The sequence below is a fragment of the Pseudomonas sp. FP2254 genome (genome assembly GCF_030687695.1).
GTDB lineage: Bacteria > Pseudomonadota > Gammaproteobacteria > Pseudomonadales > Pseudomonadaceae > Aquipseudomonas > Aquipseudomonas quebecensis.
In genome coordinates, this window is sequence record NZ_CP117444.1 from 3,149,307 (window position 1) to 3,174,771 (window position 25,465).

20 protein-coding genes and 1 pseudogene are annotated in these 25,465 nt (G+C 62.3%); 11 read left to right on the top strand and 10 right to left on the bottom strand.

The window, feature by feature from the left end; all coding sequences use genetic code 11:
* Window positions 1-220: 220 nt before the first annotated feature.
* From PSH94_RS14360 to PSH94_RS14380, 5 genes are all read left to right on the top strand, one after another.
* On the top strand, window positions 221-1,612 hold the full coding sequence (locus PSH94_RS14360; protein ID WP_266247874.1) for a GntP family permease: 1,392 nt from the start codon (window positions 221-223) through the stop codon (window positions 1,610-1,612).
* A 7-nt stretch (window positions 1,613-1,619) separates the two neighbouring features.
* Window positions 1,620-2,393, top strand: a complete 774-nt coding sequence (locus PSH94_RS14365) for a 3-hydroxybutyrate dehydrogenase (RefSeq protein WP_181076883.1) — start codon at window positions 1,620-1,622, stop codon at window positions 2,391-2,393.
* 60 nt (window positions 2,394-2,453) lie between these two features.
* The gene (locus PSH94_RS14370) at window positions 2,454-4,406 is read left to right on the top strand and encodes an acetoacetate--CoA ligase (protein WP_305434930.1); all 1,953 of its coding nucleotides are present in this window, start codon (window positions 2,454-2,456) and stop codon (window positions 4,404-4,406) included.
* 142 nt (window positions 4,407-4,548) lie between these two features.
* Complete coding sequence (locus PSH94_RS14375) at window positions 4,549-6,723, top strand: PAS domain-containing hybrid sensor histidine kinase/response regulator (protein ID WP_181076881.1); 2,175 nt, start codon at window positions 4,549-4,551, stop codon at window positions 6,721-6,723.
* A gap of 31 nt (window positions 6,724-6,754) precedes the next feature.
* The gene (locus tag PSH94_RS14380) at window positions 6,755-7,030 is read left to right on the top strand and encodes a peptidylprolyl isomerase (protein WP_253508054.1); all 276 of its coding nucleotides are present in this window, start codon (window positions 6,755-6,757) and stop codon (window positions 7,028-7,030) included.
* A 120-nt stretch (window positions 7,031-7,150) separates the two neighbouring features.
* On the opposite strand, the gene PSH94_RS14385 is transcribed toward PSH94_RS14380, so the two are convergent.
* The 8 genes from PSH94_RS14385 to PSH94_RS14420 form a co-directional block, all read right to left on the bottom strand.
* Window positions 7,151-8,059 carry a sugar kinase gene (locus PSH94_RS14385; RefSeq protein ID WP_305434934.1) on the bottom strand — a complete coding sequence of 303 codons (909 nt, stop codon included), beginning with the start codon at window positions 8,057-8,059 and terminating at the stop codon, window positions 7,151-7,153.
* A gap of 110 nt (window positions 8,060-8,169) precedes the next feature.
* Window positions 8,170-9,378, bottom strand: coding sequence for an amino acid deaminase (locus PSH94_RS14390; RefSeq protein ID WP_305434936.1), 1,209 nt, complete (start codon window positions 9,376-9,378; stop codon window positions 8,170-8,172).
* Between the two features lie 9 nt (window positions 9,379-9,387).
* Window positions 9,388-10,152, bottom strand: a complete 765-nt coding sequence (locus PSH94_RS14395) for an IclR family transcriptional regulator (RefSeq protein ID WP_181076877.1) — start codon at window positions 10,150-10,152, stop codon at window positions 9,388-9,390.
* 74 nt (window positions 10,153-10,226) lie between these two features.
* Window positions 10,227-10,616, bottom strand: a complete 390-nt coding sequence (locus PSH94_RS14400) for a RidA family protein (protein ID WP_181076876.1) — start codon at window positions 10,614-10,616, stop codon at window positions 10,227-10,229.
* Window positions 10,617-10,632: 16 nt separating this feature from the next.
* Window positions 10,633-11,415 carry an amino acid ABC transporter ATP-binding protein gene (locus PSH94_RS14405; protein WP_181076874.1) on the bottom strand — a complete coding sequence of 261 codons (783 nt, stop codon included), beginning with the start codon at window positions 11,413-11,415 and terminating at the stop codon, window positions 10,633-10,635.
* Window positions 11,412-12,074, bottom strand: a complete 663-nt coding sequence (locus tag PSH94_RS14410) for an amino acid ABC transporter permease (protein ID WP_181076873.1) — start codon at window positions 12,072-12,074, stop codon at window positions 11,412-11,414. The genes PSH94_RS14405 and PSH94_RS14410 overlap by 4 nt, the downstream gene beginning before the upstream one ends.
* 12 nt (window positions 12,075-12,086) lie before the next feature.
* The gene (locus tag PSH94_RS14415) at window positions 12,087-12,749 is read right to left on the bottom strand and encodes an amino acid ABC transporter permease (RefSeq protein ID WP_266247863.1); all 663 of its coding nucleotides are present in this window, start codon (window positions 12,747-12,749) and stop codon (window positions 12,087-12,089) included.
* A 52-nt stretch (window positions 12,750-12,801) separates the two neighbouring features.
* Window positions 12,802-13,650: a transporter substrate-binding domain-containing protein gene (locus PSH94_RS14420; RefSeq protein WP_040268561.1), complete on the bottom strand. Its 849-nt coding sequence runs from the start codon at window positions 13,648-13,650 to the stop codon at window positions 12,802-12,804.
* Window positions 13,651-13,975: 325 nt separating this feature from the next.
* On the opposite strand from PSH94_RS14420, the gene PSH94_RS14425 reads away from it, so the two are divergent.
* Both PSH94_RS14425 and PSH94_RS14430 read left to right on the top strand, forming a co-directional pair.
* A complete protein-coding gene (locus PSH94_RS14425; protein ID WP_181076968.1) occupies window positions 13,976-14,224 on the top strand; it encodes a hypothetical protein in 249 nt (82 codons plus the stop codon).
* A gap of 74 nt (window positions 14,225-14,298) precedes the next feature.
* Window positions 14,299-14,517: pseudogene (locus PSH94_RS14430) on the top strand (thioredoxin family protein); the annotation flags it as partial.
* 91 nt (window positions 14,518-14,608) lie between these two features.
* Here the strand turns inward: PSH94_RS14430 and PSH94_RS14435 are convergent.
* Both PSH94_RS14435 and sohB read right to left on the bottom strand, forming a co-directional pair.
* Window positions 14,609-16,177 (bottom strand): TerC family protein, encoded by a 1,569-nt coding sequence (locus PSH94_RS14435; RefSeq protein WP_305434944.1) that lies wholly within the window; start codon window positions 16,175-16,177, stop codon window positions 14,609-14,611.
* Between the two features lie 381 nt (window positions 16,178-16,558).
* A complete protein-coding gene (gene sohB, locus PSH94_RS14440; protein ID WP_305434946.1) occupies window positions 16,559-17,584 on the bottom strand; it encodes a protease SohB in 1,026 nt (341 codons plus the stop codon).
* Between the two features lie 211 nt (window positions 17,585-17,795).
* On the opposite strand from sohB, the gene PSH94_RS14445 reads away from it, so the two are divergent.
* From PSH94_RS14445 to PSH94_RS14460, 4 genes are all read left to right on the top strand, one after another.
* Window positions 17,796-19,490, top strand: coding sequence for a ShlB/FhaC/HecB family hemolysin secretion/activation protein (locus tag PSH94_RS14445; protein ID WP_305434948.1), 1,695 nt, complete (start codon window positions 17,796-17,798; stop codon window positions 19,488-19,490).
* Between the two features lie 29 nt (window positions 19,491-19,519).
* On the top strand, window positions 19,520-24,199 hold the full coding sequence (locus tag PSH94_RS14450) for a hemagglutinin repeat-containing protein (protein WP_305434950.1): 4,680 nt from the start codon (window positions 19,520-19,522) through the stop codon (window positions 24,197-24,199).
* Between the two features lie 134 nt (window positions 24,200-24,333).
* Window positions 24,334-25,044 carry a histidine phosphatase family protein gene (locus tag PSH94_RS14455; RefSeq protein WP_305434951.1) on the top strand — a complete coding sequence of 237 codons (711 nt, stop codon included), beginning with the start codon at window positions 24,334-24,336 and terminating at the stop codon, window positions 25,042-25,044.
* Between the two features lie 56 nt (window positions 25,045-25,100).
* Entirely contained in the window at window positions 25,101-25,415 is a 315-nt protein-coding gene (locus tag PSH94_RS14460) for an SCP2 sterol-binding domain-containing protein (RefSeq protein WP_253508067.1), read from the top strand.
* Window positions 25,416-25,465: the final 50 nt, after the last annotated feature.

Here is a 25,465-nt window from a genome sequence, read left to right on the forward strand (position 1 = left end):
TGGCATTGGGTCAGCCGCTATTTTCCTGGCTGATAGACCGCTATCGGGGGCAAGCCCCCTCCCACATTTGATCCGCGCCTGTCTTGAAATTGAGACACGGCTTAAAACCTGTTGAAAAATATCCATATATTTCAAGCAATTAACCACTTGGCACACATCTCGCTATAGCCCTTCCCACAGCGTCACCCACAAAAATAACAATCCCATCTGGAGACACACCATGAGTGTGATCATTGCCCTGGCAGCCCTCGCGCTGCTGATGCTGGCTGCCTACCGTGGCTATAGCGTTATCCTGTTCGCCCCCATCGCCGCCCTTGGCGCGGTGCTGCTGACCGACCCTTCCGCCGTCGCCCCTGCCTTTACCGGGGTGTTTATGGAAAAAATGGTCGGCTTTATCAAACTGTATTTCCCCGTGTTCCTGCTCGGTGCGGTATTCGGCAAGTTGATTGAGTTGTCGGGCTTCTCGCGTTCGATCGTGGCGGCGGCGATCCGTTTGCTCGGCACGCGCCAGGCGATGCTGGTGATCGTGCTGGTCTGCGCCCTGCTCACCTACGGCGGCGTGTCGCTGTTTGTGGTGGTATTCGCGGTGTACCCGTTCGCGGCGGAGATGTTCCGCCAGAGCAATATCCCCAAGCGCCTGATCCCGGCGACCATCGCCCTGGGTGCGTTTTCCTTCACCATGGACGCCCTGCCCGGCACGCCGCAGATCCAGAACATCATCCCCAGCACGTTCTTCAACACCACCGCCTGGGCGGCGCCGTGGCTGGGGCTGATCGGCACGATCTTCGTGTTCTGCGCCGGCATGCTCTATCTGGCACGCCAACGCAACAAGGCCCAGCGCGCCGGGGAAGGCTACGGCACCGACCTGCGCAACGAGCCGGAAACCGCTGAGAACCTGGCGCTGCCCAACCCGTGGATCGCGCTGTCGCCGCTGATCCTGGTAGGCGTGATGAACCTGCTGTTCACCCACTGGATTCCGCAGTGGTACGGCAAGACCCACAGCCTCAGCCTGCCTGGCATGAGCGCGCCGGTGACCACCGAGATTGCCAAACTCACGGCGATCTGGGCGGTGCAGGCGGCGCTGCTGGTGGGGATTATCGTGGTGCTGGTGTTCGGCTTCTCGGCCATCAAGAGCAAACTCGCCGAAGGCAGCAAGAGCGCGGTCAGCGGTGCGTTGCTGGCGGCGATGAATACCGCGTCGGAATACGGCTTCGGTGCGGTCATCGCTTCGCTGCCGGGGTTCCTGGTGCTGGCGGACTGGCTTAAGGGCATCCCCAATCCGTTGGTCAACGAGGCGATCACTGTGACGTTGCTGGCCGGTATCACCGGTTCCGCCTCGGGCGGCATGAGCATCGCCCTGGCGGCGATGTCCGAGAGTTTTATCGCGGCGGCCCACGCGGCCAATATCCCCCTTGAAGTGCTGCACCGGGTCGCGGCCATGGCCAGTGGCGGCATGGACACCCTGCCCCACAACGGCGCGGTGATCACCCTGCTGGCGGTCACCGGCCTGACCCACCGCGAAGCCTACAAGGATATTTTCGGCATCACGATTATCAAGACCCTTGCGGTGTTCGTGGTGATCGGTACTTTCTATGCCACTGGCATTGTATGAGGTGTACATGACGACATTGAATGGCAAGACCGCCCTGGTCACCGGCTCCACCAGCGGCATCGGCCTGGGTATCGCGCTGAGCCTGGCCAAGGCCGGCGCCAACCTGATCCTCAATGGCTTTGGCGATGCCAGCGCGGTAATCGCCCAGGTGCAAGCCTATGGCGGCCAGGTCGGCCACCATCCGGCGGACGTCAGCGACCCGGCGCAGATCGCCGACATGTTCGCCTACGCCGAGCGTGAGTTCGGCGGCGTGGACATTCTGGTGAACAACGCCGGCATCCAGCATGTGGCGGCGGTCGAAGACTTCCCGGCCGAGCGCTGGGACGCGATCATCGCGATCAACCTGTCGTCGGTGTTCCACAGCACACGCTTGGGCCTGCCGGGCATGAAGGCCAAGGGCTGGGGGCGTATCGTCAATATTGCCTCGGTGCATGGCCAGGTCGGTTCGGTGGGCAAGGCCGCTTATGTGGCGGCCAAGCACGGCGTGATCGGCCTGACCAAAGTGGTGGGCCTGGAGACCGCCCCCAGCAACGTAACCTGCAACGCGATCTGCCCCGGCTGGGTGCTGACGCCGCTGGTGCAGAAGCAGATCGACGACCGCATTGCCCAAGGCGTGGACCCGCAGCAGGCGCAGCATGATCTGCTGGCGGAGAAACAGCCGTCGCTGGAGTTCGTGACCCCGTCGCAACTTGGCGAGCTGGTGCTGTTCTTGTGCAGCGAGGCCGGCGCTCAGGTGCGTGGTGCGGCGTGGAATATCGATGGGGGCTGGCTGGCCCAATAGATCAAACACAGTGGAACGCTGTTGTTTGGAAGACGTGCATAAGAACAAGAGACCTGGCTGATGTCCGAAATCCTCTGGCAACCCTCCCCGGAACGCATCCGCAACACGCGCATGGATCAGTTCCGGCGCTTTATCAATGATCGCCACGCCGTGCAGCTTTGCGACTACCCGGCGCTGCACCAGTGGAGCATCGACCGGCGCGCCGAGTTCTGGCAGGCCATTGTCGCGTTTTTCGACGTGCAGTTTCGCAGCCCGCCCAGCGCCGCGCTGATCGAAGGCGACGCGATGCCCAGCGCCCAGTGGTTTCCCGGTGCGACCCTGAATTTTGCCGAGCACCTGCTGCGCCGCCGCGACCATCACCCGGCCGTAGTCGCCGTCGGCGAAGACGGCCAGCGCGAACAACTCACCTACGCCGAACTCGCCGCCCATGTCGCCGGCCTGCAAAACAGTCTGCGAGCGGCGGGCGTCAGTATCGGCGACCGCGTCGCGGCGTGTATGCCCAATACCTGGCAAACCCTGGTTGCCATGCTTGCCACCACCAGCCTTGGCGCGATCTGGTCGTGCTCTTCGCCCGACTTCGGCACCCAAGGCGTGATCGATCGCTTCGGCCAGATCGAACCCAAGGTGCTGATCACCTGCGCCGGTTATCGGTATGCCGGCAAAACCATCAATCAGAGCGCCAAGCTCAATGAAATCCTCGAACGCCTGCCGTCTTTGCAGCAGTTGATCGTGGTGCCGTACGCACGGCCGCAGGCTCGGGTCGAGGACTATCGCACCCGGGCCCGCGTGACGCTTTGGCAGGACGTTTACCAACCCGGCGGCGAGCCTGCGTTTGTTGCGGTGCCGTTCGATCATCCGCTGTACATCCTGTATTCCAGTGGCACCACTGGGGTGCCCAAGTGCATCATCCATGGCACCGGCGGTGTGCTGCTTACCCATCTGAAGGAACACGGCCTGCATGCCGACCTGTCCCGCGACGACTGCCTGTTCTACTACACCACCTGCGGCTGGATGATGTGGAACTGGCTGGTGTCGGTATTGGCCCTGGGCGCTACGGCGGTGCTCTATGACGGCTCGCCGTTTCACCCAGGGCCTGCGCGCTTGATCGACCTGATCGACGCGGAACGCATCAGCGTGTTCGGCACCAGCCCCAAGTTTCTCGCCACCCTGGAAAAGGCCGGCCTGCAACCGCGCCTGAGCCATGCGCTGGGTAGCCTCAAGGGGCTGATCTCAACCGGCTCGCCGCTGTCACCGCAGAGCTACGACTACGTGTACCGCGAGATCAAGGCCGAGCTGTGCCTGTCGTCGATGTCCGGCGGCACCGACATCGTCTCCTGTTTTGTCATCGGCAACCCGGTGCTGCCGGTGCGCCGTGGCGAAATGCAGTGTAAGAGCCTGGCGATGGCCATCGAGGTGTGGGACGACCAGGGCCAGCCGTTGATCGGCGGAAAAGGTGAGCTGGTGTGTACCCGTCACTTCCCCGCCATGCCAATCGGACTGTGGAACGACCCCGACGGGCAGAAACTGCGTGCGTCGTATTTCAGCCAGTTCCCCGGCGTATGGGCCCAGGGCGACTACGCCGAGGAGCGCGCCAACGGCAGCCTGTTGATCCACGGGCGTTCGGACGCGGTGCTCAACCCCGGCGGCGTGCGCATCGGCACCGCCGAGATTTATCGCCAGGTGGAAAAAGTCCCTCAGGTGCTGGAAAGCCTGGCCATCGGCCAACGCTGGCAGGACGACGTTCGGGTCGTGCTGTTTGTGCGCCTGGACCCTGGCGTCGTGCTCGATGAGGCGCTGGAACAGCAGATCCGCCAGGTGATCCGCGCCAACACCACACCGCGCCATGTGCCGGCGAAGATCCTCGCCGTCAGCGATCTTCCGCGCACCATCAGCGGCAAGATCGTCGAACTGGCGGTGCGCAACGTCGTGCACGGCGAACCGGTGAAGAACACCGACGCCCTGGCCAACCCCGAGGCCCTGGAGGCGTTTCGCGACCGTCCCGAACTGGCTTGAAGATGAAAGGTTTCAGCTCTGAGGGGCCGATTTGCGAGACAAAACGCCAGGGCGTGCTATTTTTCCAGGGTAGTCACTTATTGCCCACTCACGGGATAATGGGTGTTTTTATCTTTCAAAGCGTTACGCTCAGGGCTTTTTCATGAATGGAACATCCACCGGTAGCGAAGCCGCTGCATTGATTGCACGGCTGGACTGGGCACGAAGCCCGCTCGGTGAGGCCAATGACTGGCCGCAAAGCCTGCGCACAGCCGTCGATATCGTGGTCAATTCACCGATGCCGATGCTTTTGCTGTGGGGCCACCAACTTATCCAACTGTACAACGATGGCTTTGCCCGGCTGGCGGGCAACAAGCACCCCGATGCCATGGGCCAGCCGGCGCATCAGACCTGGCCGGAGCTGGAAAGCTTTACCGCACCGATCTACAGCGCCGTGCGCGACGGGCAGACGCGCACCTTCAGCGAGCAGCGCTTTGTGCTGCAGCGCAACCACCGCGACACCGAAATCTGGCTGGACCTCACCTACAGCCCGATCCGCGACGAAAGCGGCCAGGTTGCCGGCATCCTGGTCACCGCCATCGACACCCACGAGCGCCGCAGCAAGGCCCTCGAGCTGCAACAACGCTCCGAAGCCAGCCTGAAGGCCCAGCACAACAGCGAGCAACGCCTGCAATTGGCGCTGGCCGCTACCGACGCGGTGGGTACCTGGGATTGGGACATTGGCGAAGACCACTTCATCGCCGACGCGCACTTCGCCTATCTGCACGGCGTCGCACCCGGCGACGCCGGCCTCTTGCCCATCAGCGCCTACCTGCAAGGTGTTCACCCCGAAGACCGTGGCACGGTGGCGCGCAGCATCAAGCATTGCATCAGCCACGGCACCGAATACGCCGAGGAGTACCGTTTGTTGCTGCCCGATGGCGAGGTACGCTGGATCTTCGCCCGCGGCCGCTGCTACAAGGACCACCAGGGCCGGCCGGCGCGGTTCCTCGGCGCCGCCCTGGACCTGACCGAACGCAAGACCACCGAACAGGCCCTGCGCCACCTCAATGAAAACCTCGAAGAGCGGGTCGCCCAGCGCACCCAGGCGCTGGCCGAGGCCAACCAGCGCCTGCAAAACGAAATGTACGAACGCGAGCGCGCCGAAGATGCCTTACGCCATGCGCAAAAGATGGAAGCGGTAGGCCAGCTCACCGGCGGCATCGCCCATGACTTCAACAATATGCTCACCGGCATTATCGGCAGCCTGGATCTGATGCAGCGTTACATCACCGCAGGGCGCAGCGAGGAGATCGGCCGTTTCATCGAGGCCGCCGTGTCCTCCGCCCATCGCGCCGCCGCCCTCACCCATCGGTTGCTGGCGTTCTCCAGGCGCCAGTCGCTGGACCGGCGCCCACTGGACCCGAACCAGCTGGTGGCGTCCCTGGAAGACCTGTTCCGTCGTACCAAAGGCGCGCACATTCGCCTGAATGTGCAACTGGGCCAGGACATCTGGCCGGTCAACACCGATGCCAGCCAGTTGGAAAACGCGTTGCTCAACCTGGTGATCAATGCCCGCGACGCCATGCCCGACGGCGGTGAAATACTGATCGAAACCGCCAACAGTTACCTGGACGGCACCGACATCACCACCCTCGAACCCGTCAAGGCCGGCGATTACGTGATGCTCGGTGTGTGCGACAACGGCACCGGCATGGCGCCGAAGATTCTTGCCAAAGCGTTCGACCCCTTCTTCACCACCAAGCCTATCGGCCAGGGTACTGGCCTGGGGCTGTCGATGATCTACGGGTTTGCCCAGCAGTCCGGCGGCCATGTGACCATCCAAAGCGAGCCGGGCCAGGGCACCTGCGTGCGGCTGTACCTGCCGCGCCTGCACGGCACCTCCCTTGAGAGCAGCCTGCCGGCCAGCCTCGGCGAAGCGCCGGTGGCCCAGGCGGGCGAAGCAGTCGTAGTGGTCGAGGATGACCTGGCGGTGCGCATGCTGGTGGTGAACCTGCTGGACGAATTGGGCTACACGGCACACCAGGCAGCGGACGCGCGTACCGCGTTGCCGCTGCTGGAATCGGACCTGCGCGTGGACCTGCTGGTGACCGACGTGGGCCTGCCGGGCATGAACGGCCGGCAACTGGCGGAAATCGCGCGCCAGCACCGTCCGGGGCTCAAGGTGCTGTTCATGACCGGCTACGCCGAAAAAGCCTCCGAGCGCCAGGGCTTCCTGGAGGATGGCATGGACATGGTAGCCAAGCCGTTTTCCATTGATCTGCTGGCGACGAAAATCCGCGCGATGATCGGCGTCGACGAACGACTTCAGGCATAATCGCGCGCCGTCGCACACCTGGTAGAAAACCATGAAAGCCCAAGCCCGTCATATCCTGGTGAAAACCAGCGAGGAAGCCGAACAACTCAAGCAGCGCATTGCCAAGGGCGAAGCTTTTGATGTGCTGGCCAGGAAGTACTCCACCTGCCCGTCGGGCAAACGTGGCGGCGATCTGGGCGAGATCCGGCCAGGGCAAATGGTTGGGGCGATCGATGCGGTGATTTTCAAGAAACCGCTGCGGGTGGTGCATGGGCCGGTCAAGAGCAAGTTCGGGTATCACTTGGTGCAGGTGTTTTATCGCGATTGAGGGATGCCTTCAGGGCCCTATCGGGGGCAAGCCCCCTCTCCCACCGTGGAATGCATATATCTGGAGGAATGCAATCGACTGTGGGAAGGGGCTTGCTCCCGATCCGCCGAAGGCGGCCATTCACTCCAGGGGAATCAATGCCCCCGGAACCTGAATCACCCGACTGGCCAGACGATGTCCAGCCAACGCCGCCACCTCGGGTGAACCACCCTGGAGCCGGCTGGCCAGATACGCCGCACTGAACGAATCCCCCGCCGCCGTGGTATCCACCACCTTCTCGATCTTCAACGCCGGCACGGCAAAATGCTCGCCGTTGCAGCGGATAAGGCATGTATCGGCGCCACGCTTGAGCACCACCTCGGCAATGGCTGGATAGGCCGCGAACACCTGCTCGGCGTCCTGATAGCCAAACAACCCGCGCTCGTCATCTTCGGTGAGCAAGGCGATGTCCACTTCGGCGAGCACCGCGTGATACGCCGCGCGCGCTGCTTCCACACTGGGCCACAGGCGCGGACGGTAGTTGTTGTCGAACACTACCTGGCCGCCACGGCGGCGGGTTTCGATCAGCGCCTGCAGCAGGCGCGCACGGCCGACCTCACCGAGCACGGCCAGGGTGATACCGCTGAAATACACCACGTCGTAGCTCGGCAGCGCCGCCAGAACCGGCTCGGCGGCAGGCGTGGTGAAGCAGTCGCGCACGGCGGCTTCGTTGCGCCAATACAGAAATTTTCGCTCGCCCTGGGCATCGGTCTGGATGCAATACAAACCCGGCAACCGCCCCGGCAGGCGTTGGACCAGGCCGAGACCGAGACCTTCGTCGGCCCATTGCCGGCACATTGCATCGCTGAAGCTGTCATCGCCCAGGGCGGTGACGTAGTCGACGCTGCCGCTTTCGCCCAGCTCACGGCGCAGGTACACCGCGGTGTTGAGGGTGTCACCGCCGAAGCTCTGGTGCAGGCTGCCGTCGGCGCGGTGTTGCAGTTCGATCATGCATTCGCCGATCAGGGCGATGCGAGGGGTTGTGTTCATGCCTGAGTCTCTGATGTGGCTGAGGGCTCTATCGGGGGCAAGCCCCCTCCCACATGGGAACGCATTTCAACAGGTGGGTGGGGGCTTGCCCCAGATAGGGGCGGCGCGGTTTAGAAGCAGGTGTGCAGGGATTCGATCACTTGCAATTGCTCATCCACCAGGCAGCCGACTTGCCATTTGTCGAAGGTCAGGCACGGGTGCGAGGTGCCGAAGGAAATGATGTCGCCAATGCGCAGTTCCAGCCCCGGCGCCACAGTCATAAAGGCGTGCTGGTCCATCACGGCCGTGACGCTGCAGGCACTCACGTCATCGCCTTCGGCCGGCAGGACACCGGCCTTGTAGCGCTTGAGCGGCATCGGCAGGCCGGCGTCGTAGGCCACGTCGCGCTTGCCCAGGGCGATGACTGCAAACCCCGGCTCGGGCAGCGATTGCACGTGGGCCCAGACTTCCAGGGCCGGGCGCAGGCCTTCGCTGAGGTCGCTGCGGCGGTCGAGCACGCAGCACTGCGCATCTTTGTAGATACCGTGGTCGTGGGCCACGTAGCTGCCGGGGCGCAGTACGCTGAGAAAACGCCCGGCGGCGTTCTGGGCTTCGAACGACTCGGCGATCAGGTCGTACCAGGCCGACCCCGAAGCGGTGACGATGGGCTTGGCCAGATCGAAAGCGCCGCTGTCCTGCAGTTCCATCGCCAGGCGCACCAGGCTCGCGGCAAAATCGCGAATACCGCGGATGGCGTGTTCGCCGTGGATCACCCCTTCGTAGCCTTCGATCCCCGTCAGTGCCAGGGCCGGCTGCGCCTTGATCGCCTTGGCCAGGTCGCGCACGTCCTGCTCGCTGCGGCACCCGCAACGTCCGCCGAGCACGCCATACTCGATCATCACGTTCAGGCGCAGGCCACGGGCGGCAAAAAACCGCCCCAGGTCGGCGACGTTGTCCGGATGGTCGACCATGCAATGGAACTCGAAATCCTGGTCGGCCAACAGCTCAGCAATCAACGCCATGTTCGGCGCGCCCACCAACTGGTTGGCCATCAATACGCGGCGCACGCCACCGGCATAAGCAGCACGGGTCTGCACCGCGGTGGCCAGGGTAATGCCCCACGCGCCCTGCTCGATCTGCCGTTTGAACAGCGCCGGCATCATGCTGGTCTTGCCATGGGGCGCCAGCTCGGCACCGCTGTTGCGGACAAACGTCTGCATCCAGCGAATGTTGTGTTCCAGGGCGTCACGGTGCAGCACCAGGGCCGGCAGGCTGACGTCGCGGACCAGATGGGCACCGACCGCGGCGGCGCCTTTTTCAACGGCATTGAGGGCAGGCATAAGAGGTTCCTATTCGTTGATGCGACGGGCCAGATGGTTGGCGCTTTCGATCAGCACCCGGCGATAGTCGTTGTAGTTGTTGAGGGCGTCGGCCCGTGGCGCGACGATGCACAAAGTCGCGATGCTCACCCCTTGGGCATCCCGCACCGGGGCGGCGAAACAGTGGGTGAAGGTGTCGGCCACGCTGTCGAACGAGAAGAAGCCGTCGAGGCTGGCTTGACGAATCTGCGCCAGGAAAGTCTCCAGCGGCAGGCGCTGGCCGTCCGGCAGGATGAAGTCGTCGGGGTCGATCAGGTCGACGATCTGCTGATCGCTCAAGTGCCCCAGCAGCAGACGCCCGGAGGCAGTCCAGGGGATGGGCGCGTTTTCGCCGATGTCCGAGGAAATACGGAAATGCCGCTCACCTTCGCGCATCAGCGCCACGGTGTATTTGCGCCCGTTGAGCAGGCACATCTGGGCGGTCTCGTGGGTCTGGCTGACGATCTCCTGCAAGGCATGGTCGGCCTCGCGGGTCAGGTCGAAATGGCGCAGGTGCGCCTGACCGAGAAAGTACAGTTGGCGGCCCAGGTAGACGTGACCGTCCTTGCCCACCGTTTCCAGGATGCGCCGCTCCAGCAGCGAGGCGACCAGTTCATAGACCGTGGACTTGGGGCTGCCGATGCCGCTGGCGATATCGTTCGGGCGCAGCGGTTGGCCGATTTCCTTGAGAAAATCGAGAATATCGAACGCGCGGTCCAGGCCTTTGGCGCGGCGTTTGATGGTGTCTTCGGTCATGGTGGTTTTCGGTCCGGTCGAATGTGGGGGGAGCCACTCCCTCCCACATGGGTTCTGTATGGAAGTCGAAGCATTTAGCCTTTTTTCTTGTAGGCCACGCAATCGATCTCGACCTTGCAATCGACCATCATGCTGGCTTGCACGCAAGCCCGCGCAGGGGCGTGTTCAGGGGTGAAATATTCGCCGAAGACTTTGTTGAAACTCCAGAAGTCCCGTGGGTCTTCCAGCCATACGCCGACCCGGACCACGTCTTTCAATTCGTAGCCGGCTTCTTCCAGAATCGCTACCACATTGCGCAAGGTCTGGTGGGTTTGCTCGACAATGCCGCCGGTAATGATTTCGCCGTCCACTGCCGGCACCTGGCCTGACACGTATAACCAGCCATCCGCCTCCACGGCACGCGCGAAAGGACGAGGCTGGCCACCGCCGGCAGTACTGCCGGCTCCGTAACGAGTGATGCTCATAACGATGTGCTCCTGATTAAAAACGAATGTTCTTCAAAAATTCCGCCAGGCGCGGCGATTGCGGACGTTCGAAGATATCCTTCGACGAACCCTGCTCCTCAATACGCCCCTGGTTCATAAATACGATCTGGTCGGACACTTCATAGGCGAAACGCATTTCATGGGTGACCAGCAACATGGTCATGCCCTCTTCGGCAAGGCCCTTGATCACACTGAGCACTTCGCCGACCAGTTCCGGGTCCAACGCCGAGGTCACTTCATCGAACAGCATCAGGCTGGGGTTCATCGCAATGGCGCGGGCAATCGCCACGCGCTGTTGCTGGCCACCGGACAATTGGCCGGGAAAGTGATTGCGCCGCTCTAGAAGTCCTACGCGCTCAAGCCATTTTTCCGCGAGCGCTACCGCCTGGTCCTTAGGCATTTTCTTAACTTTCAGTAAGCCCAGGGTGACGTTCTGCAACGCGCTCAAATGCGGAAACAGGTTGAACTGCTGAAACGCCATGCCCGTCATCGCCCGATGCTGAGCGATCACGCGCTCCGGGTGACGCACGCGTTTGCCACCGACGTCGCTGTAGCCAATCGACTCGCCGTCCAGGGTGATCTGGCCGCCCTGGAACTCTTCCAGCAAATTGACGCAACGCAGCAGTGTGGTCTTGCCTGAGCCGCTGGAGCCGATCAGCGTCACCACATTGCCGCGCTGCATCGACAGGTCGACGCCCTTGAGCACTTCGACCTCGCCGTACTGTTTGCGCAGGCCGCGAATGTTCAGCAGCGGTTCGGTTGTGTGAGATTGGTTCATGGCAAGGCCACCCGCTTTTCAATGTAGCGCCCGAATAACTCGATGGCGTAGTTGATGACAAAGAACAGAAACCCGGCGAACAGGTAGAACTCCAGGGTCATGAAGGTGCGTGCGATCACTTGTTGGGTGCTGAGCAGCAATTCGGCCACGCCGATTACCGACAGCAACGTCGAAGCCTTGACGATTTCGGTGGAGGAATTGACCCAGGTCGGCAGGATCTGGCGCAATGCCTGCGGCAACAACACGTAGCCGAGCGACTGCCGGAACGTCAGACCGATCGCCTTGCTTGCTTCGAGTTGCCCACGGGGAATGGCTTGCAATGCGCCGCGCACGATTTCCGACACGTGGGAGCCGCAGAACAACGTAAGCCCGACCGCACCGGCCTGGAATGCGCTGATCTGCCAGCCGAGCGCCGGCAGCATGTAGAAGCATGCGAGCACCAGCACAAACACCGGGGTGCCACGGATCAGGTCGACATACAGGCGAAACGGTGCACGCATCCAGAACCTGCCGTAGGTCAGGATCAACCCGGCGACGATACCGATCAGCGTGCCAAAGATAATAGCCAGCGCCGACACATAGACACTGGCCTGAAACCCCGCCCAGAGCGTGTCCCGGGCGATCCACAACGCATGCAACCAGCTGGGAGATTCGTACATGGGGAACCCTCCTTAACGACGGATCGCCAGACGTTGTTCCAGGTAGCGGAGCAACAGGGCAATGAGGTAACAGGCGGCCACGTAGAGCGCGGTCGTGACCAGCCAGGTTTCAATCACCCGGTAGCTTTCGACGTTGATCTTGCGGGCGTAATAGGTCAGTTCCGGCACGGCGATCGCAGCGGCCAGGGAGGTGTCCTTGAACAGCGAGATAAAGTTGTTCGACAGCGCCGGCAGCACATTGCGCAGCATCACCGGCACGGTGATATAGGCCCGAATGCGCCACTCGCCCAGGCCGATGGCCAGGCCGGCTTCGCGCAGCCCCTTGGGAATATTCAACAGCCCGGCGCGGAACACTTCGGTCAGGTACGCCCCGGCGTAAAGCGACAAGGTGATGATGAACGAAGGAATCTTGTCCAGACGAATGCCCAGGCTGGGCAACGCAAAGTAGATCAATAGGATCAACACCAGGATCGGTGTATTGCGCACCACCGTCACATACACCGAGGCCAGCATGCGCAAGGCGCGGTGCCTGGACAGCATGGCAAACGCCATCAGCAGGCCGATCGCGCAGCCGATGGCGATCGACAGCAATGCCAGTTGCAGACCCAAACCGAGCCCCGCCAGCAAGGTGTCGAAATCGCGCCAGACGGCGGCAAAGTTCAACTGATAATTCATGGTCAACGCTACCTGAGAGGGGCGCCAGTGTTGGCGCCCCGGTTTTTACACGTCACTTGAACTCGACAGGGAAGCCAATCGCCGGCTCCGGCAGGTCCACGCCAAACCATTGCTTGAAGGACGCTTTGTAGGTGGGGAACTCCACGCCGGTCATGGCTTCATGCAGAGCCGTGTTGACGAAGTTCAGCCAGTCCTGATCGCCGCGCTTGACCGCGCAGGCGTAGGTCTGCGGGCTCCAGGCGTAGGCCGGGCTGCGGTAGCGGCCGGGGTTCTGCACCATCAGGTATTTGACCGAGGACTGATCGGTGGCGGCGGCATCGGCGCGGCCGGAGTTCACGGCCTGGTACATCAGGTCAACGCTGTCGTATTGATCGACCTTGGCCTTGGGCAGCGCCTGGTGCACCAACTCTTCGGCGTACACGTTCTGCAGCACGGCCACGGTAACGCCATCGCCCGCGGCCTGCAGGTCGTCGATTTCCTTGTACTTGCTGTTGTTCGGCAGCAGCAGGCCCACGCCTTCGCGGTAGTAAGGCAAGGTAAACGCCACCTGCTGCGCGCGGCTGGCGGTGACAGTGATGAACTGGCAGCTCATGTCGACCTTGTCGGTGAGCAGGTTGGGAATTCGCGCGTCGGACGACTGCACCACGAACTCGACCTTGCTTGGGTCGTTGAACAGCCCCTTGGCCACGATGCGGCCGATATCGATATCGAACCCTTGCAACTTGCCATCCGCTCCCTGGAAGTGCCACGGCGCATTGGTACTGCCTGTACCCACGATCAGATGCCCACGTTTGAGCACATCATCGAGCTTGCTGCCCGCCGCCTGCGCAACGCTGGCGAGGGAAGCCGATGCGGCGAAGAGAAAAACACACGCTTTGAACACGGAAGGTCGGTGATGCATGACAAGCACTCCAGGGGTTGTGTATTCCGCTATACCGGAACTTAGTTTGTAACAACGGAATAGACAGCAGAAAGTGTGCCATACGTAGACGCGGAAAAATATGCTGGTGGGAAATACCTTTTAGATCAGTGAGATAGGCTTTTGATGAAATACGGCTAAGAGCCAGTATCGGCTGCTAAGGTGCTACCTGCGGCCACAGGTTGGGTGATAACGCCTCAATTGGGGGCGGTGGGAGCGTGGAAATATCGAGAGGGGGAGCTAGGCTTTCAGGGTCAGGCGCGGCGTGTTGTTTTGGTTTTTTTGAAGGCGGGGTGCGGGGGCGATGATGAAGACGAGTGTTGTCGGGTTAGTGGTTTTTGCGATGTTTGCCGGGCATGCACTGGGCAGCGAGGACCGTCGCGCGTGCAAGGAGGAGTTGGCGAGGCTCAAGGAGTCCTTCGATGCCAATTACAGCAGCCAGAACCATCACGACTATCGCCGCGCCAAGGCGTCTCGCGACAATGAGGAATACCGCAAGTGCGCGAACCAGGCGCGCAAGGCGCGCGAACGCGCGGAACGGGAGGCTGACCTGTAAAGGTTGACAGTAGACGCAGGCGTGGGCCCGGCTTAGCGTTGGTGAAAACTAACTCTATCCAGGAGGCTCACGCCATGGGGTATGCCACCGCAACGATTGCCAACGCCCAGGAATATCAACGGATCTTGAACACCAAGCGTCCGGTATTCATTTTGTTTGTCTCTGAGCATTGCCCAGCCTGCGTAACGGCCGGGCCGCTGTTTGACCGAATTGCCCGACAGTACCCGCGCGTGCGCAGCCTGGTGGTGGATTGCGCGAAGACGCCGAGGCACCCTGACGTGACGGGTACCCCGACGTTACTGATTTATATGCGCGGCACCTTGATGGAGAAACTCAAGGGCTTCGGGCCCGAGACCAAGCAACTCCGTGTCGTGCGCAGCACCTTCAAACACTATTCACGTCGCAAGGTTGCAAAACCACTTGCGTCACCCGCCGCTCTTCTACCGCGACCACCGTCAAACGCCAACCCTCATGCTCCAGCCGGTCGCCCACCACGGGCAGACGATCGAGCAGGCTCATCACCAATCCCGCCAAGGTCTGGTAATCCTGGGTAGCGATGGCGTTGAAGCCGATGCGTTGGCGCACGTGCTGCAGATTCAGCGCGCCGTTGACGCGAAAGCCCGCGCCTTCTTCAACAATGTCCGGGCCTTCAATTTCGCTGGCATCCGGCAGTTCGCCTGCGATGGACTCAAGAATGTCGGTCATGCTCAGTACGCCGATAAAATCACCGAATTCGTTGATCACAAACGCGATGTGGGTCGACTCCTGGCGCATCTGCTCCAATGCATTGAGGATCGAAAAACTCTCCAACAGATTGATCGCCCGGCGCGCCAGGTGCTCAAGGTTCGGCTCGTTACCAGCCAGGCATTCCTTGAGCAGTTCCTTCTTGTGCACAAAGCCTAATGGCTCATCAATGGCACCGTTACGGATCAACGGCAGCCGGGAATAGGACGAATGCATCAGTTTCAGGCGAATAGTGTCGCGATCGTCCGACAGATCGATGAAGTCGACCTTGGCCCGCGGTGTCATCAGCGTGCGGATCGGTCGCTCGGCCAATTGCAGTACGCCGCTGATCATGACCCGCTCGCGTCGGTGGAACAGCGGACCTTGCGCCGCGTCCGGTTCGCCCAGCAGATCGGCAACCTCTTCACCGACCTCTTCCACCGCCAGGCTGCGGCCGCCCAACAGGCGCATGACCGCATGGGCGGTGCGCTCACGCACCGGCAGCACGCCCTGCGCCGATTTCCTGCGACGGGCGCGGGCAATCTGGTTGAACACTTCGATCAGAATCGAGAAGCCGATGGCCGCATACAGGTAGCCCTTCGGAATATGAAAGCCCAGGCCTTCGGCGGTCAGGGCGAAGCCGATCATCATCAGAAAGCCCAGACACAGCATAATCACCGCGGGGTGGGCATTCACGAAGCGCGTCAACGGTTTGCTCGCGACAATCATCAGGCCGATGGAAATGATCACGGCGATCATCATCACCGCCAGCTCGTCCACCATGCCCACGGCGGTAATCACCGCATCCAGGGAAAACACCGCATCGAGCACCACGATCTGCGCCACGATCGGCCAGAACAGCGCATAAGCCGCATTGCCCGAACGCTGTGCCACATGGCCCTCCAGACGCTCATGCAATTCCATGGTCGCCTTGAACAGCAGGAACACACCGCCGAACAGCATGATCAGATCGCGCCCCGAGAACGTCTTGTCAAAGACCTCGAACAGCGGCTGGGTGAGCGTTACCAACCAGGAAATACTCGCCAGCAGGCCCAGGCGCATCAGCAACGCCAGGGACAAACCGATCAACCGCGCACGGTCGCGCTGCTCGGGCGGGAGCTTATCCGCCAGGATCGCGATAAACACCAGGTTGTCGATACCCAGCACCAGTTCCAGCACAATCAAGGTCAACAAGCCGAGCCAGGCCGTTGGATCCGCTAACCATTCCATTTATGAAGTCTCCTGGTTGAATTCAGAATGCCGGACACGGCAAGACGCGGTCAGAAGACCGGGACAAGGTTAGCAATCGAAAAACGGGATGTTTCAGCGGGAACGGCAGCAACAAGCGCCTTGGGGAGAGACGACTGGGGGGCTCCGAGAGGGTATTCATGCAAGTCCTGTGATCAGAAAAGGACTTAAATCCTACATTCGAAACGCGACTTTCCCACAACACAAAACCATTACAAAACCTGTACCTGACACATAAACCAGGTGGGATGGGCTTGCCCCCGATCGCTCACCACAGCAAGCCCGCTCCACACAGTTATTTATCAGCCTTAAGATGTGTGCACAGACCCACGCCCACAATCACACTGCATTCTGAATCCAGGTTTACCAAAAGCGCTGCTGAGTCAACCGACTCCACCACGTCAACAACACTCGATCCACCGACCCGCTCGCCGCCAACCCCACGCGCTCCTGCAAACTCTTGCGCTCGGCATAGTGCAAATGAAACACCTCGGCCGTCTTCGCCTTCGTCGCCAGGTATTCATCGCTGGTCTGCAGTTCATCAACCAGCTGTTTATCCAACGCAGCCACACCCAGCCACACTTCGCCGGTCGCCACTTCGTCAATGGCCAGTTGCGGGCGATAACGCGAGACAAAGTTCTTGAACAGTTGATGGGTAATGTCCAGATCCTCCTGGAACTTCTCCCGGCCCTTCTCGGTGTTTTCGCCAAACACCGTCAAGGTGCGCTTGTATTCACCAGCGGTGAGGACTTCAAAGTCGATATCGTGCTTCTTGAGCAGGCGATTGACGTTGGGCAACTGCGCCACCACGCCAATGGAGCCGAGGATGGCAAACGGGGCGCTGATGATCTTCTCGCCGATGCATGCCATCATGTAGCCGCCGCTGGCCGCCACCTTGTCGATGCACACCGTCAACGGCACGCCGGCCTGGCGGATACGCGCCAGTTGCGACGAGGCCAGGCCATAGCTGTGCACCATACCGCCGCCGCTTTCCAGGCGTAGCACCACTTCGTCCTTAGGCGTGGCCAGGCTCAGGAGTGCGGTGATTTCATGGCGCAGGCTCTCGGTGGCCGAAGCCTTGATGTCACCGTCGAAATCCAGCACGAACACGCGTGATTTAGCTTCGGCTTTTTGCTTGCCCTTCTTTTTCTCAGCCTTGCCCTCGGATTTGCGCAGGGCCTTGAGCTGGTCCTTGTCGAGCAGGCTCGACTCCAGACGTTCGCGCAGGCCTTTGTAGAAATCGTTGAGTTTGCTGACCTGCAATTGGCCGGCGGACTTGCGCCGACCTTTGCTGCGCAGCGCCGCGAAGCTGATCAGCACCACCAGAATGGCGACCACCAGGGTGACGGTTTTAGCTAGAAAACTTGCGTACTCGGCAAGAAACTCCATAAGACACCTATGAGGCTCGAAAGCCGCAGTCTACGGGGATTGGCGTCGCTGTGTCTAACGCTGTTCACTCGGTCAGAAACCTACAAAAAAAACGACAGGGTCCTACTTGAGTAGTTCGATTCCCACACAATTTTCAGACGTACAACTCAGCATTTACAGGGGAAAACGACTTTAAACTTCGCGTTGAAAGCATTCGACAGGACCCCTGCTCATGCGTCCCTTCCCGCTCGATATTCGCGCCTGCCTGCTCACGGCCCTGTCCATTGCGTCGAGTGCCGCCACGCCCGGTCTGGCCGCTACCGTGCAGGCCAACCCGGTTGAGCTGCGCACACAGGAATTCGAACGCCGAACCCGTGAACATCTGGAACGCGAGCAACGCTTGCGCCAGCTCGAACGCGAACCACCGGCGCCGGCAAGCCCCTGCGCACCGTCGCCCGTCACCGACGAGCCCTGCTGGCACACGAGCGGGCTGAGCCTGGCGGGCAATTCCCTGTTGGACCCTGCGCGCGTGCGCAGCCTGCTGCAGTCACACCTCACCGCCTGCATGAGCGCTACGCAGATAAACCAACTGCTCGCGGCATTGACCGCGCTGTATGTCGACGCGGGCTTTATCGCCAGCCGGCCGTACTTGCGGCAGGCGCCCGAAGATGGCCAACCCTTGGATATCGTCATCGAACAAGGCTTTGTCGAGAGCATCGAGCTGGCCGACCCGAGCCTGCCCGTGTCGCTGCGCGGTGCGTTTCCCGGGATGCTGGGCCAGCCGCTGCAACTGCGCGACCTGGAGCAGGGCCTCGACCAGTTGAACCGCCTGCGCTCACTCGACCTGACGGTGCAGGTATTGCCCGGCACCGAGCCCGGCGGCTCCCATCTGCGGGTGCATCCGCGCAGCGTTGCATCGCGCCTGAGCAGCATTGCGCGGTACAACAACCGGGGCGCCGACACCACCGGGCGGCACACGGGCGTGTTCAACCTCGCCTACGACAGCCCGCTGGGCCTGAATGATTTCATCAACCTCAGCGCCAGCACCTCCCTGGCCGGCAGCACCCGTTACAGCCGCTCCGAGGGCATCTACTATTCGCTGCCCTACGGGTACTGGACCCTGGCCCTGACTGCCAGCCAGGCGCATTACCGGTACGGCATCGAACTGCCCAGTCAGACCATCAGGGCCAACGGTCAGGTCAATCAGTATGGCGTGGGCCTCAACCGCCTGTTGTGGCGCGACCAGCGCACCCTGCTGAACGGCAACCTGCGCCTGAGTACCAAACGTTCACGCAGCTATATTGCCGACACCTTCCTGGCGATTCAGAGCCCAAGCCTCACGGTGGCCGAAGCCAGCCTCAACCTGCTGAGGATCTCCGACGGCATCTGGAACGGCACACTCAGCTACGCCCAGGGCCTTCGTGGGCTGGGCGCCGACCGGGACAGCCAGCACCCATCCCCGGGCCTGCCGCGCGCGCAGTTTCGCAAGTACCGCCTCGACATCGACTACACGCGTCAAAGCCAGCGTGTCGAGCGGTTATGGAGCAGCCAATTGACGCTGCAATACAGCCCCAACCCGCTGCCAGGCCTGGAGCAGCTGCTGGTCACCGACCATTACGCGGTGCGCGGCTTTCGCCTGAGCACACTGGCCGCCGCCAACGGTGCGGTGTGGCGCAATACCCTCAGCCTGCCACGCCCGCTTGCCGAGCAATGGCATATCAGCCCCCGATTGGGCGTCGACCTGGGCTGGAGCCAGTACGTAAACGGCGCCGACATCCAGCGCGTGGGCGGCGCCAGCCTTGGCATGGCGCTGTCCCGGCGCGACTGGCAGCTGGACCTGGATTACCAGCGCGCCCTGTTCGGGCCGGCGTTGCCCGCCAAGGCGCGAGGCTTCTGGCTGATGGAGTTGAGCCTGCCTCTGAAATGACCCTTTCACAACAACAAGAAGACCACACCATGAGCCGTCATTCTCGATTTCCCCGCGTTCACCTCAAACCCTCCCAGACCCTGCGCTGGGCAATCTGCAGCCTGATCAGCCTTCACTCAGGGCAACAAACCTTCGCCGCCGACGTGCTACCGGTGGCCGGCAATGCGCAGCTTGTCACCGCACAGGGCGTGCCGGTGGTGAACATCGTCGCGCCCAACGCGGCCGGGGTCTCCCACAACAAATTTGTCGACTACAACGTCCAGCGTGCAGGCCTGGTGCTGAACAACGCCTTGACCGCGGGCCAGTCGCAACTGGCCGGGCGGCTGTCGGCCAACCCACAGTTGCGCGGGCACGAGGCACGCTTGATTCTGAATGAAGTGGTCAGCCGCAACGCCTCCCGCATCAATGGCGCACAGGAAGTGTTCGGCCGCCCCGCCGACTACGTCCTGGCCAACCCCAATGGCATCCACGTCAATGGCGCCAGCTTCATCAATACACCGCGCGCCAGCTTTGTGGTGGGACGCCCGGAGTTCGAGAACGGTGCGCTCAAGCGCCTCACCACGTTCGATAGCGTCAACGCGCTGAACGTCGGCGAGCGAGGTGTGCACAACAGCACCGGCGCTATCGACCTGATTGCCCCGCGCATCGACACCACCGGGCCTGTCAGCGCACGAGACGACCTCAACCTGGTCCTCGGACAGAACCGCCTGCGCTACAGCGACAGCAGCCTTGAAAGCAGCCGCCGGGCCAACACGCGCCCGGTGGATGCGCAACTGCTGGGCGCCATGCAAGGCGGGCGTATCACGCTGGTCAGTACTGCCGAAGGCGCCGGGGTCAGGATCGCCGCGCCGTTGACGGCACGCGGCGATATCAAGGTCACCTCAGCCGGCAATCTGGAAATCTCCGGCATTCCCGACCCCCTGCGTATGCGGGTCAGCAGCACCTCCGGCGATATTGCGCTGCAGGCTCGGGATGACCTGAACCTGTCGGCGGTAGACGTGCAGGGCCGCGCCATCGATGCGAGCGCCGGGGGCACCCTGCGGCTTGACGCCAAAACCCGCACTAGCCGGGACGAGAAACGTGAGTCCTGGAAAAAGAAGGTGCTGTTCGTCACCCACGAAACCTACGACAAAACGACCCTGAAAACCCGCGTCGAGCAATTCGGCACCCACCTCAAGGCGCGCACCGACCTAACGCTCAAGGCCGGCGCAGACCTGCAGCTGGCCGCCTCCACCGCGACCGCCGGCGGCACCTTGCGCGCCACGGCCGGCCGGGACCTGCGCCTGACCGCGCTGAACGACGCTGAGACTACACGCGAAACGCTCAAACACCGCAAAGGCCTGTGGCGCGGCGACTACGACACCACCCGCGGCACCGAGACCGCGCGCGGCAGCAGCCTCTCGAGCGGCGGCGCGATGACCCTCAGCAGTGGCAAAAACCTTGCCGTGCTCGGCAGCCAGGTGCAGAGCCGGCGCGACCTGACCATCGAGGCCGGGAAACAGGTCAACATCGGCGTAACACGGGCCGCCCGCAAGCGCATTGAGCAGAACTACGAAGGCGACCTGGTCTCCGGCGCGTTCTTCGGCAATAAAAACAAGGACAACCTCTCGCAGGACACAGCGGTCGGCAGCCGCGTCGGCGCCCAAGGTACGCTGCGCGTGCAGTCCGAGGATGTGCTGATCAGCGGCAGCCAGGTGCTCGGCCAACGCGATGCGCTGCTGATCAGCAACAGCGGCGCCTTGACGATTGACGGTGCCGAGAGCCGGGTGAGCTCGGACAAATCCAATACCGACAGCAAACTGTTCGGCTTGCTCAAGGATCACACCGGCGAGCGAAAAGACACCAGTACTCAGGTGCGCAGCCAGGTGCAATCGCACAGCAACCTGCGCCTGCAAAGCGCCAAAGACCTGAACGTGATCGGCTCCGATGTCCAGGCAAAGGCCGAACTGGCGTTGAGCGCCGCCGCAGATATCAATGTGCTGGCAGCCACCCAGCGCGAGACCACCGTCACCCAGACCGTGCGCAATGGTTTTTCCCCCTCCACCAGCGAGACCAAACAGCAAGCCCCCGGCATCAAGGACTCCAATCAGTTCCAGGCGGGCGTCAATTACACTCAACAGCAGAACACCACCACCCTGGAGCGGCTGACCCATGAGGGCAGTCAACTCAAAGGCGGCACGGTGGACCTTACCGCAGGCGATAAGCTGCGCGTCACGGCCTCTGACGTCAGCGCAACCCTCGGCGACTTGAACCTGAGCGCCTCATCCATTGAGTTGCTCAGCGCCGCCGACCAGACCACGCAGACCCATGAAAACGACAATTTTGCCATTGGCTATTACACCACCGGTGGCATGGACCGTGCGGGCGGCGGTTACACAGTCGGCAAGGAGCAAGGGGTGCAAACCCAGACCACCAATACCGTCAAGACAAGCCAATTGGACAGCGCGGGCGACCTCACGCTTGTCGCCGGGCAGGTTGTTACCGAAGCGGCGCAGCTCAAAGCCGGCCAGGACCTGACAATCAACGCCGGCAGCGTGGAGAACCGCGCGGTGTCCGACAGCACGGTCGAAACCGAGCAGGTCAGCCGCTGGACCGCCAGCATCGGCGGCAATGTGGAATACAAAGACGTCACACGGCCGGTGCAGAAAGTCGTCGACGGGGTGGATCAGAGCAAGTTCTACCAGCCCTCGGTGCTGGATGCGCTTGACCCACCCAACCTGGGCGTCGACCTGGCGTTCAATGCGCTGGAAACCGGCGCCGAAAAAGGCGTCAGCACGGCGGTGGTTACGACGCTCGAAGGTGCCTCGGTGAAGGTGCAGGTCGACGGGGCGCTGGTGGACACCGGCACTCGCTATGTGGCGAACGCCGGCAGCGTCTCGATCAACGCCGACAGCCACGCGTTCACGGCCGCCGAAAACCGCACCTGGCAACGGGACACCGGCACCGACGCCGATGTTTCACTGCGGCTCTACACCACCACTGGCCGAGACATCAACGGGCGAATCCTCGGTGTGGGCGGCAGTTTTGATCTGGCGGGCGCCACCGGCACCGCAGTGCCAGGCAGCCTTGAAGCGACACACGGCATCAGCGTGCAATTGGGCAGCGACGGGCGCTATGAGGGCACCCGTTTCAACGCCGGGCTGGGTGACCTGAAGGTGCACACGCCGGGCTCGCTGACCTTTGATGAAGCCCGTAACTGGCAGCGCTCCGGCGAAGGCACCTTGAGCGGTTTCGGTTGGCTCGAAGTGGGCAGCAGCCCCGCCAGCAGTAAAAAAGCCAACGCCGGCGGGCAGTTGGATAAGGCCGAGCTGACCGTAGAGGACTCCCAGGGCCGCGCAGCCAGCCTGGTCGCCGCAGGGCTGACCGAGATCAGCGCCGGGCAGGACTTGACCTTGCACGGTACGCAAGTCGGCGCGGCGGACGGCGGCGACGTTAGCCTCACGGCCGGCAACCGCCTTGAGTTCCTGGCCGGCATCGATACCCACACGGCCGACGGTAACAGCCTCGGCGGCGGCGGTCGCGCCAGCGTCAAAGGCTCTCGCAGTGACACGGCCAACAGCAAAAGCGGCAGTGCCGGTGCCCAGTTCAGCCTGGCCGATGTCAATGAACGCAGCACCGTGCAGCGCAGCGGCTCCCTCGACAGCTCCGGGCGTGTGCGCCTGCAGGCCGGCAGCGTGCGACTGCAAGGCGTCCAGGGCCAGGCGCGGGCATTCGAGCTGGCCGCGACGCAAGGCCAGCTGTTGCTGGAGTCCGCGCTGACCCACGAACAGCGCAACAACCGCTCCATCGCCGGTGGCCTGGGGCTCAGCGGCAGCCGCGGTTCGGACGCAGCCAGCAACGGCGCCGGGCTGTTCGCCCGGGCCAAGGGTGGGGTCGATACACTCAATAGCCAGACCCACACCAATACGCGCCTGCAGGCCGATCGCATTCAACTCGACAGCCGGGGCGATACGCGGCTGCTGGGCGCTGTGGTCACGGCGCACGACGTCAGCGGCACTGTCGGCGGCGACCTGATCGTGCAGAGCCGGCAAGACCAGGTAACCGGTTTGAAAGTGCAGGTGGATACGCAATTGACCACCGAGAAGAACCCGGCCGGCACCGTGGATAAACTCAGCGTGGCCAGCGGCCCCCTGGCCGGCAAGCTCAAGAGCGGCAGCAAAAATCTCTATGAAAAAACCGCCGACAAGGCGCGTACGCTCAAGGACAAGCTGACCGGCAGAACCGCCGCCGCGCCCTCGGGCAGTCCCGCAAGCGGTGCTGCCGATAGCGGCTCCGCGTTGAAAAATCTGTTGTTCCAGAACCCCGCCCATCGCAGCACCACCCCGACGCTGCTGGTAGATGTCACCCGGTTGAGCAATGACACAGTCGCCCAGGCGTCCGGCATCAGCGGCCGCGACGGCGTGGCCCTGCAGGTGGGCGGCGAGGTCGAGCTGACCGGCGCTCGCATCCGTTCCAGTGATGGCGGCGTGACGCTGGGTGGCGCGAACGTCACTACCCACGATGTGCGGGGCCGTGACACCCGTACGGACTTCTCGCTGAATGTCTCCACCTCCCCCGAGCAGCTGAGCAAGGCCTTGTACGCGCAATTCACCGACAGCGCTGATCCACAGCGCCAGCGCGATGAACAATTCAACCTGGGCCTGCTGCGCGGTGGCGGCCATGACCAAAGCCAATGGTTGACCGGCGGGATCGATCAACGCCTGCGCTGAAGTGCACGGGCCCCGCACGGCGGGGCCCTTGAGCGAACTCTAAGGAGCTTTTAAAACAAGCGTATGTTTTTTCATTGACAGCTCTCCGGCATCCTCATAACCTCGCCAGACTTTCAACGTACCGGGTGACGGACGTGGGCAGCATCTATTTGATTCGACATGGCCAGGCCTCTTTCGGTGCAGACGACTACGACGTGCTGTCGCCCATCGGCGTGGAACAAGCGCAAGTACTCGGTCGCCACCTGGCGGACATGGGCCTGGTGTTCGACCGCTGCATCGCCGGCGACCTGCGCCGCCAGCAGCACACCGCGACGGCCGCCTTCGACCAGTACAGCGCGCTCGGCCTGCCGATACCAGCCCTGGAAACCGACAGCGCCTTCAACGAGTTCGACGCCGACGCCATCATCCGCGCCCTGCTCCCCGACCTGCTGACCAGCGAGCCCGAAGCCCTGGACATCCTGCGCAATGCCGCGCAGAACCGCAGTGAATTCCAACGCATCTTCGCCCTGATCATCGAGCGCTGGCTGGCCGGCACCTACGACCCGCCGGGGCTGAAGAGCTGGCTGGGGTTCATCGAACGGGTGCAAGGCGGCCTGCAACGCATCCTGGACGCGGCGAGCAACTCGCACAAAATTGCGGTGTTCACCTCCGGCGGCACCATCACCGCCCTACTCCATCTGATCACCCGAATGCCCGCCGCCCAGGCCTTCGAACTGAACTGGCAAATTGTAAACACCTCGCTCAACCAGCTGAAATTCCGCGGCCGCGAGGTGGCCCTGGCTTCCTTCAACAGCCATACCCACTTGCAACTGTTGAAGGCGCCGCAGCTCATCACCTTCCGATGAACCGCGGCCAACCGTGACCCCAAGGTCACTGGACTCTACCCTTAAGGATCGAAACCATGACTGACGTAGCCAAAGCTGTAGAAGCAATGAAAGCCAAATTCAACCCAAGCGCCGCCGAAGGCCTGGACCTGGTGTTCGGTTTCCGTATCGACGACACCAAGAACTTCTCCCTGATCGTCAAGGACAAGACCTGCGAACTGCAGGAAGGCGAAAACCCAGACGCTCAGGTCACCCTGGTGATGGACAGCGAAACCCTGGAAGGCATCGTCAGCGGCGAGACCGATGGCATGCAGGCCTTCATGGGCGGCAAGCTGCGCACCGAAGGCGACATGATGCTGGCGATGAAGCTGAGCGAACTGTTTCCGTCCTGATTCGCGGGCGACCCTGAGTCTCTGTGGGGGGGCTTGCTCCCGATGGCGGG

Excerpts from the sequence above, each read along its gene's own strand:
- PSH94_RS14360 (WP_266247874.1), top strand. The coding sequence starts at position 221 with ATGAGTGTGATCATTGCCCTGGCAGCCCTCGCGCTGCTGATGCTGGCT.
- PSH94_RS14365 (WP_181076883.1), top strand. The coding sequence starts at position 1,620 with ATGACGACATTGAATGGCAAGACCGCCCTGGTCACCGGCTCCACCAGC.
- PSH94_RS14370 (WP_305434930.1), top strand. The coding sequence starts at position 2,454 with ATGTCCGAAATCCTCTGGCAACCCTCCCCGGAACGCATCCGCAACACG.
- PSH94_RS14375 (WP_181076881.1), top strand. The coding sequence starts at position 4,549 with ATGAATGGAACATCCACCGGTAGCGAAGCCGCTGCATTGATTGCACGG.
- PSH94_RS14380 (WP_253508054.1), top strand. The coding sequence starts at position 6,755 with ATGAAAGCCCAAGCCCGTCATATCCTGGTGAAAACCAGCGAGGAAGCC.
- PSH94_RS14385 (WP_305434934.1), bottom strand. The coding sequence starts at position 8,059 with ATGAACACAACCCCTCGCATCGCCCTGATCGGCGAATGCATGATCGAA.
- PSH94_RS14390 (WP_305434936.1), bottom strand. The coding sequence starts at position 9,378 with ATGCCTGCCCTCAATGCCGTTGAAAAAGGCGCCGCCGCGGTCGGTGCC.
- PSH94_RS14395 (WP_181076877.1), bottom strand. The coding sequence starts at position 10,152 with ATGACCGAAGACACCATCAAACGCCGCGCCAAAGGCCTGGACCGCGCG.
- PSH94_RS14400 (WP_181076876.1), bottom strand. The coding sequence starts at position 10,616 with ATGAGCATCACTCGTTACGGAGCCGGCAGTACTGCCGGCGGTGGCCAG.
- PSH94_RS14405 (WP_181076874.1), bottom strand. The coding sequence starts at position 11,415 with ATGAACCAATCTCACACAACCGAACCGCTGCTGAACATTCGCGGCCTG.
- PSH94_RS14410 (WP_181076873.1), bottom strand. The coding sequence starts at position 12,074 with ATGTACGAATCTCCCAGCTGGTTGCATGCGTTGTGGATCGCCCGGGAC.
- PSH94_RS14415 (WP_266247863.1), bottom strand. The coding sequence starts at position 12,749 with ATGAATTATCAGTTGAACTTTGCCGCCGTCTGGCGCGATTTCGACACC.
- PSH94_RS14420 (WP_040268561.1), bottom strand. The coding sequence starts at position 13,650 with ATGCATCACCGACCTTCCGTGTTCAAAGCGTGTGTTTTTCTCTTCGCC.
- PSH94_RS14425 (WP_181076968.1), top strand. The coding sequence starts at position 13,976 with ATGAAGACGAGTGTTGTCGGGTTAGTGGTTTTTGCGATGTTTGCCGGG.
- PSH94_RS14435 (WP_305434944.1), bottom strand. The coding sequence starts at position 16,177 with ATGGAATGGTTAGCGGATCCAACGGCCTGGCTCGGCTTGTTGACCTTG.
- sohB (WP_305434946.1), bottom strand. The coding sequence starts at position 17,584 with ATGGAGTTTCTTGCCGAGTACGCAAGTTTTCTAGCTAAAACCGTCACC.
- PSH94_RS14445 (WP_305434948.1), top strand. The coding sequence starts at position 17,796 with ATGCGTCCCTTCCCGCTCGATATTCGCGCCTGCCTGCTCACGGCCCTG.
- PSH94_RS14450 (WP_305434950.1), top strand. The coding sequence starts at position 19,520 with ATGAGCCGTCATTCTCGATTTCCCCGCGTTCACCTCAAACCCTCCCAG.
- PSH94_RS14460 (WP_253508067.1), top strand. The coding sequence starts at position 25,101 with ATGACTGACGTAGCCAAAGCTGTAGAAGCAATGAAAGCCAAATTCAAC.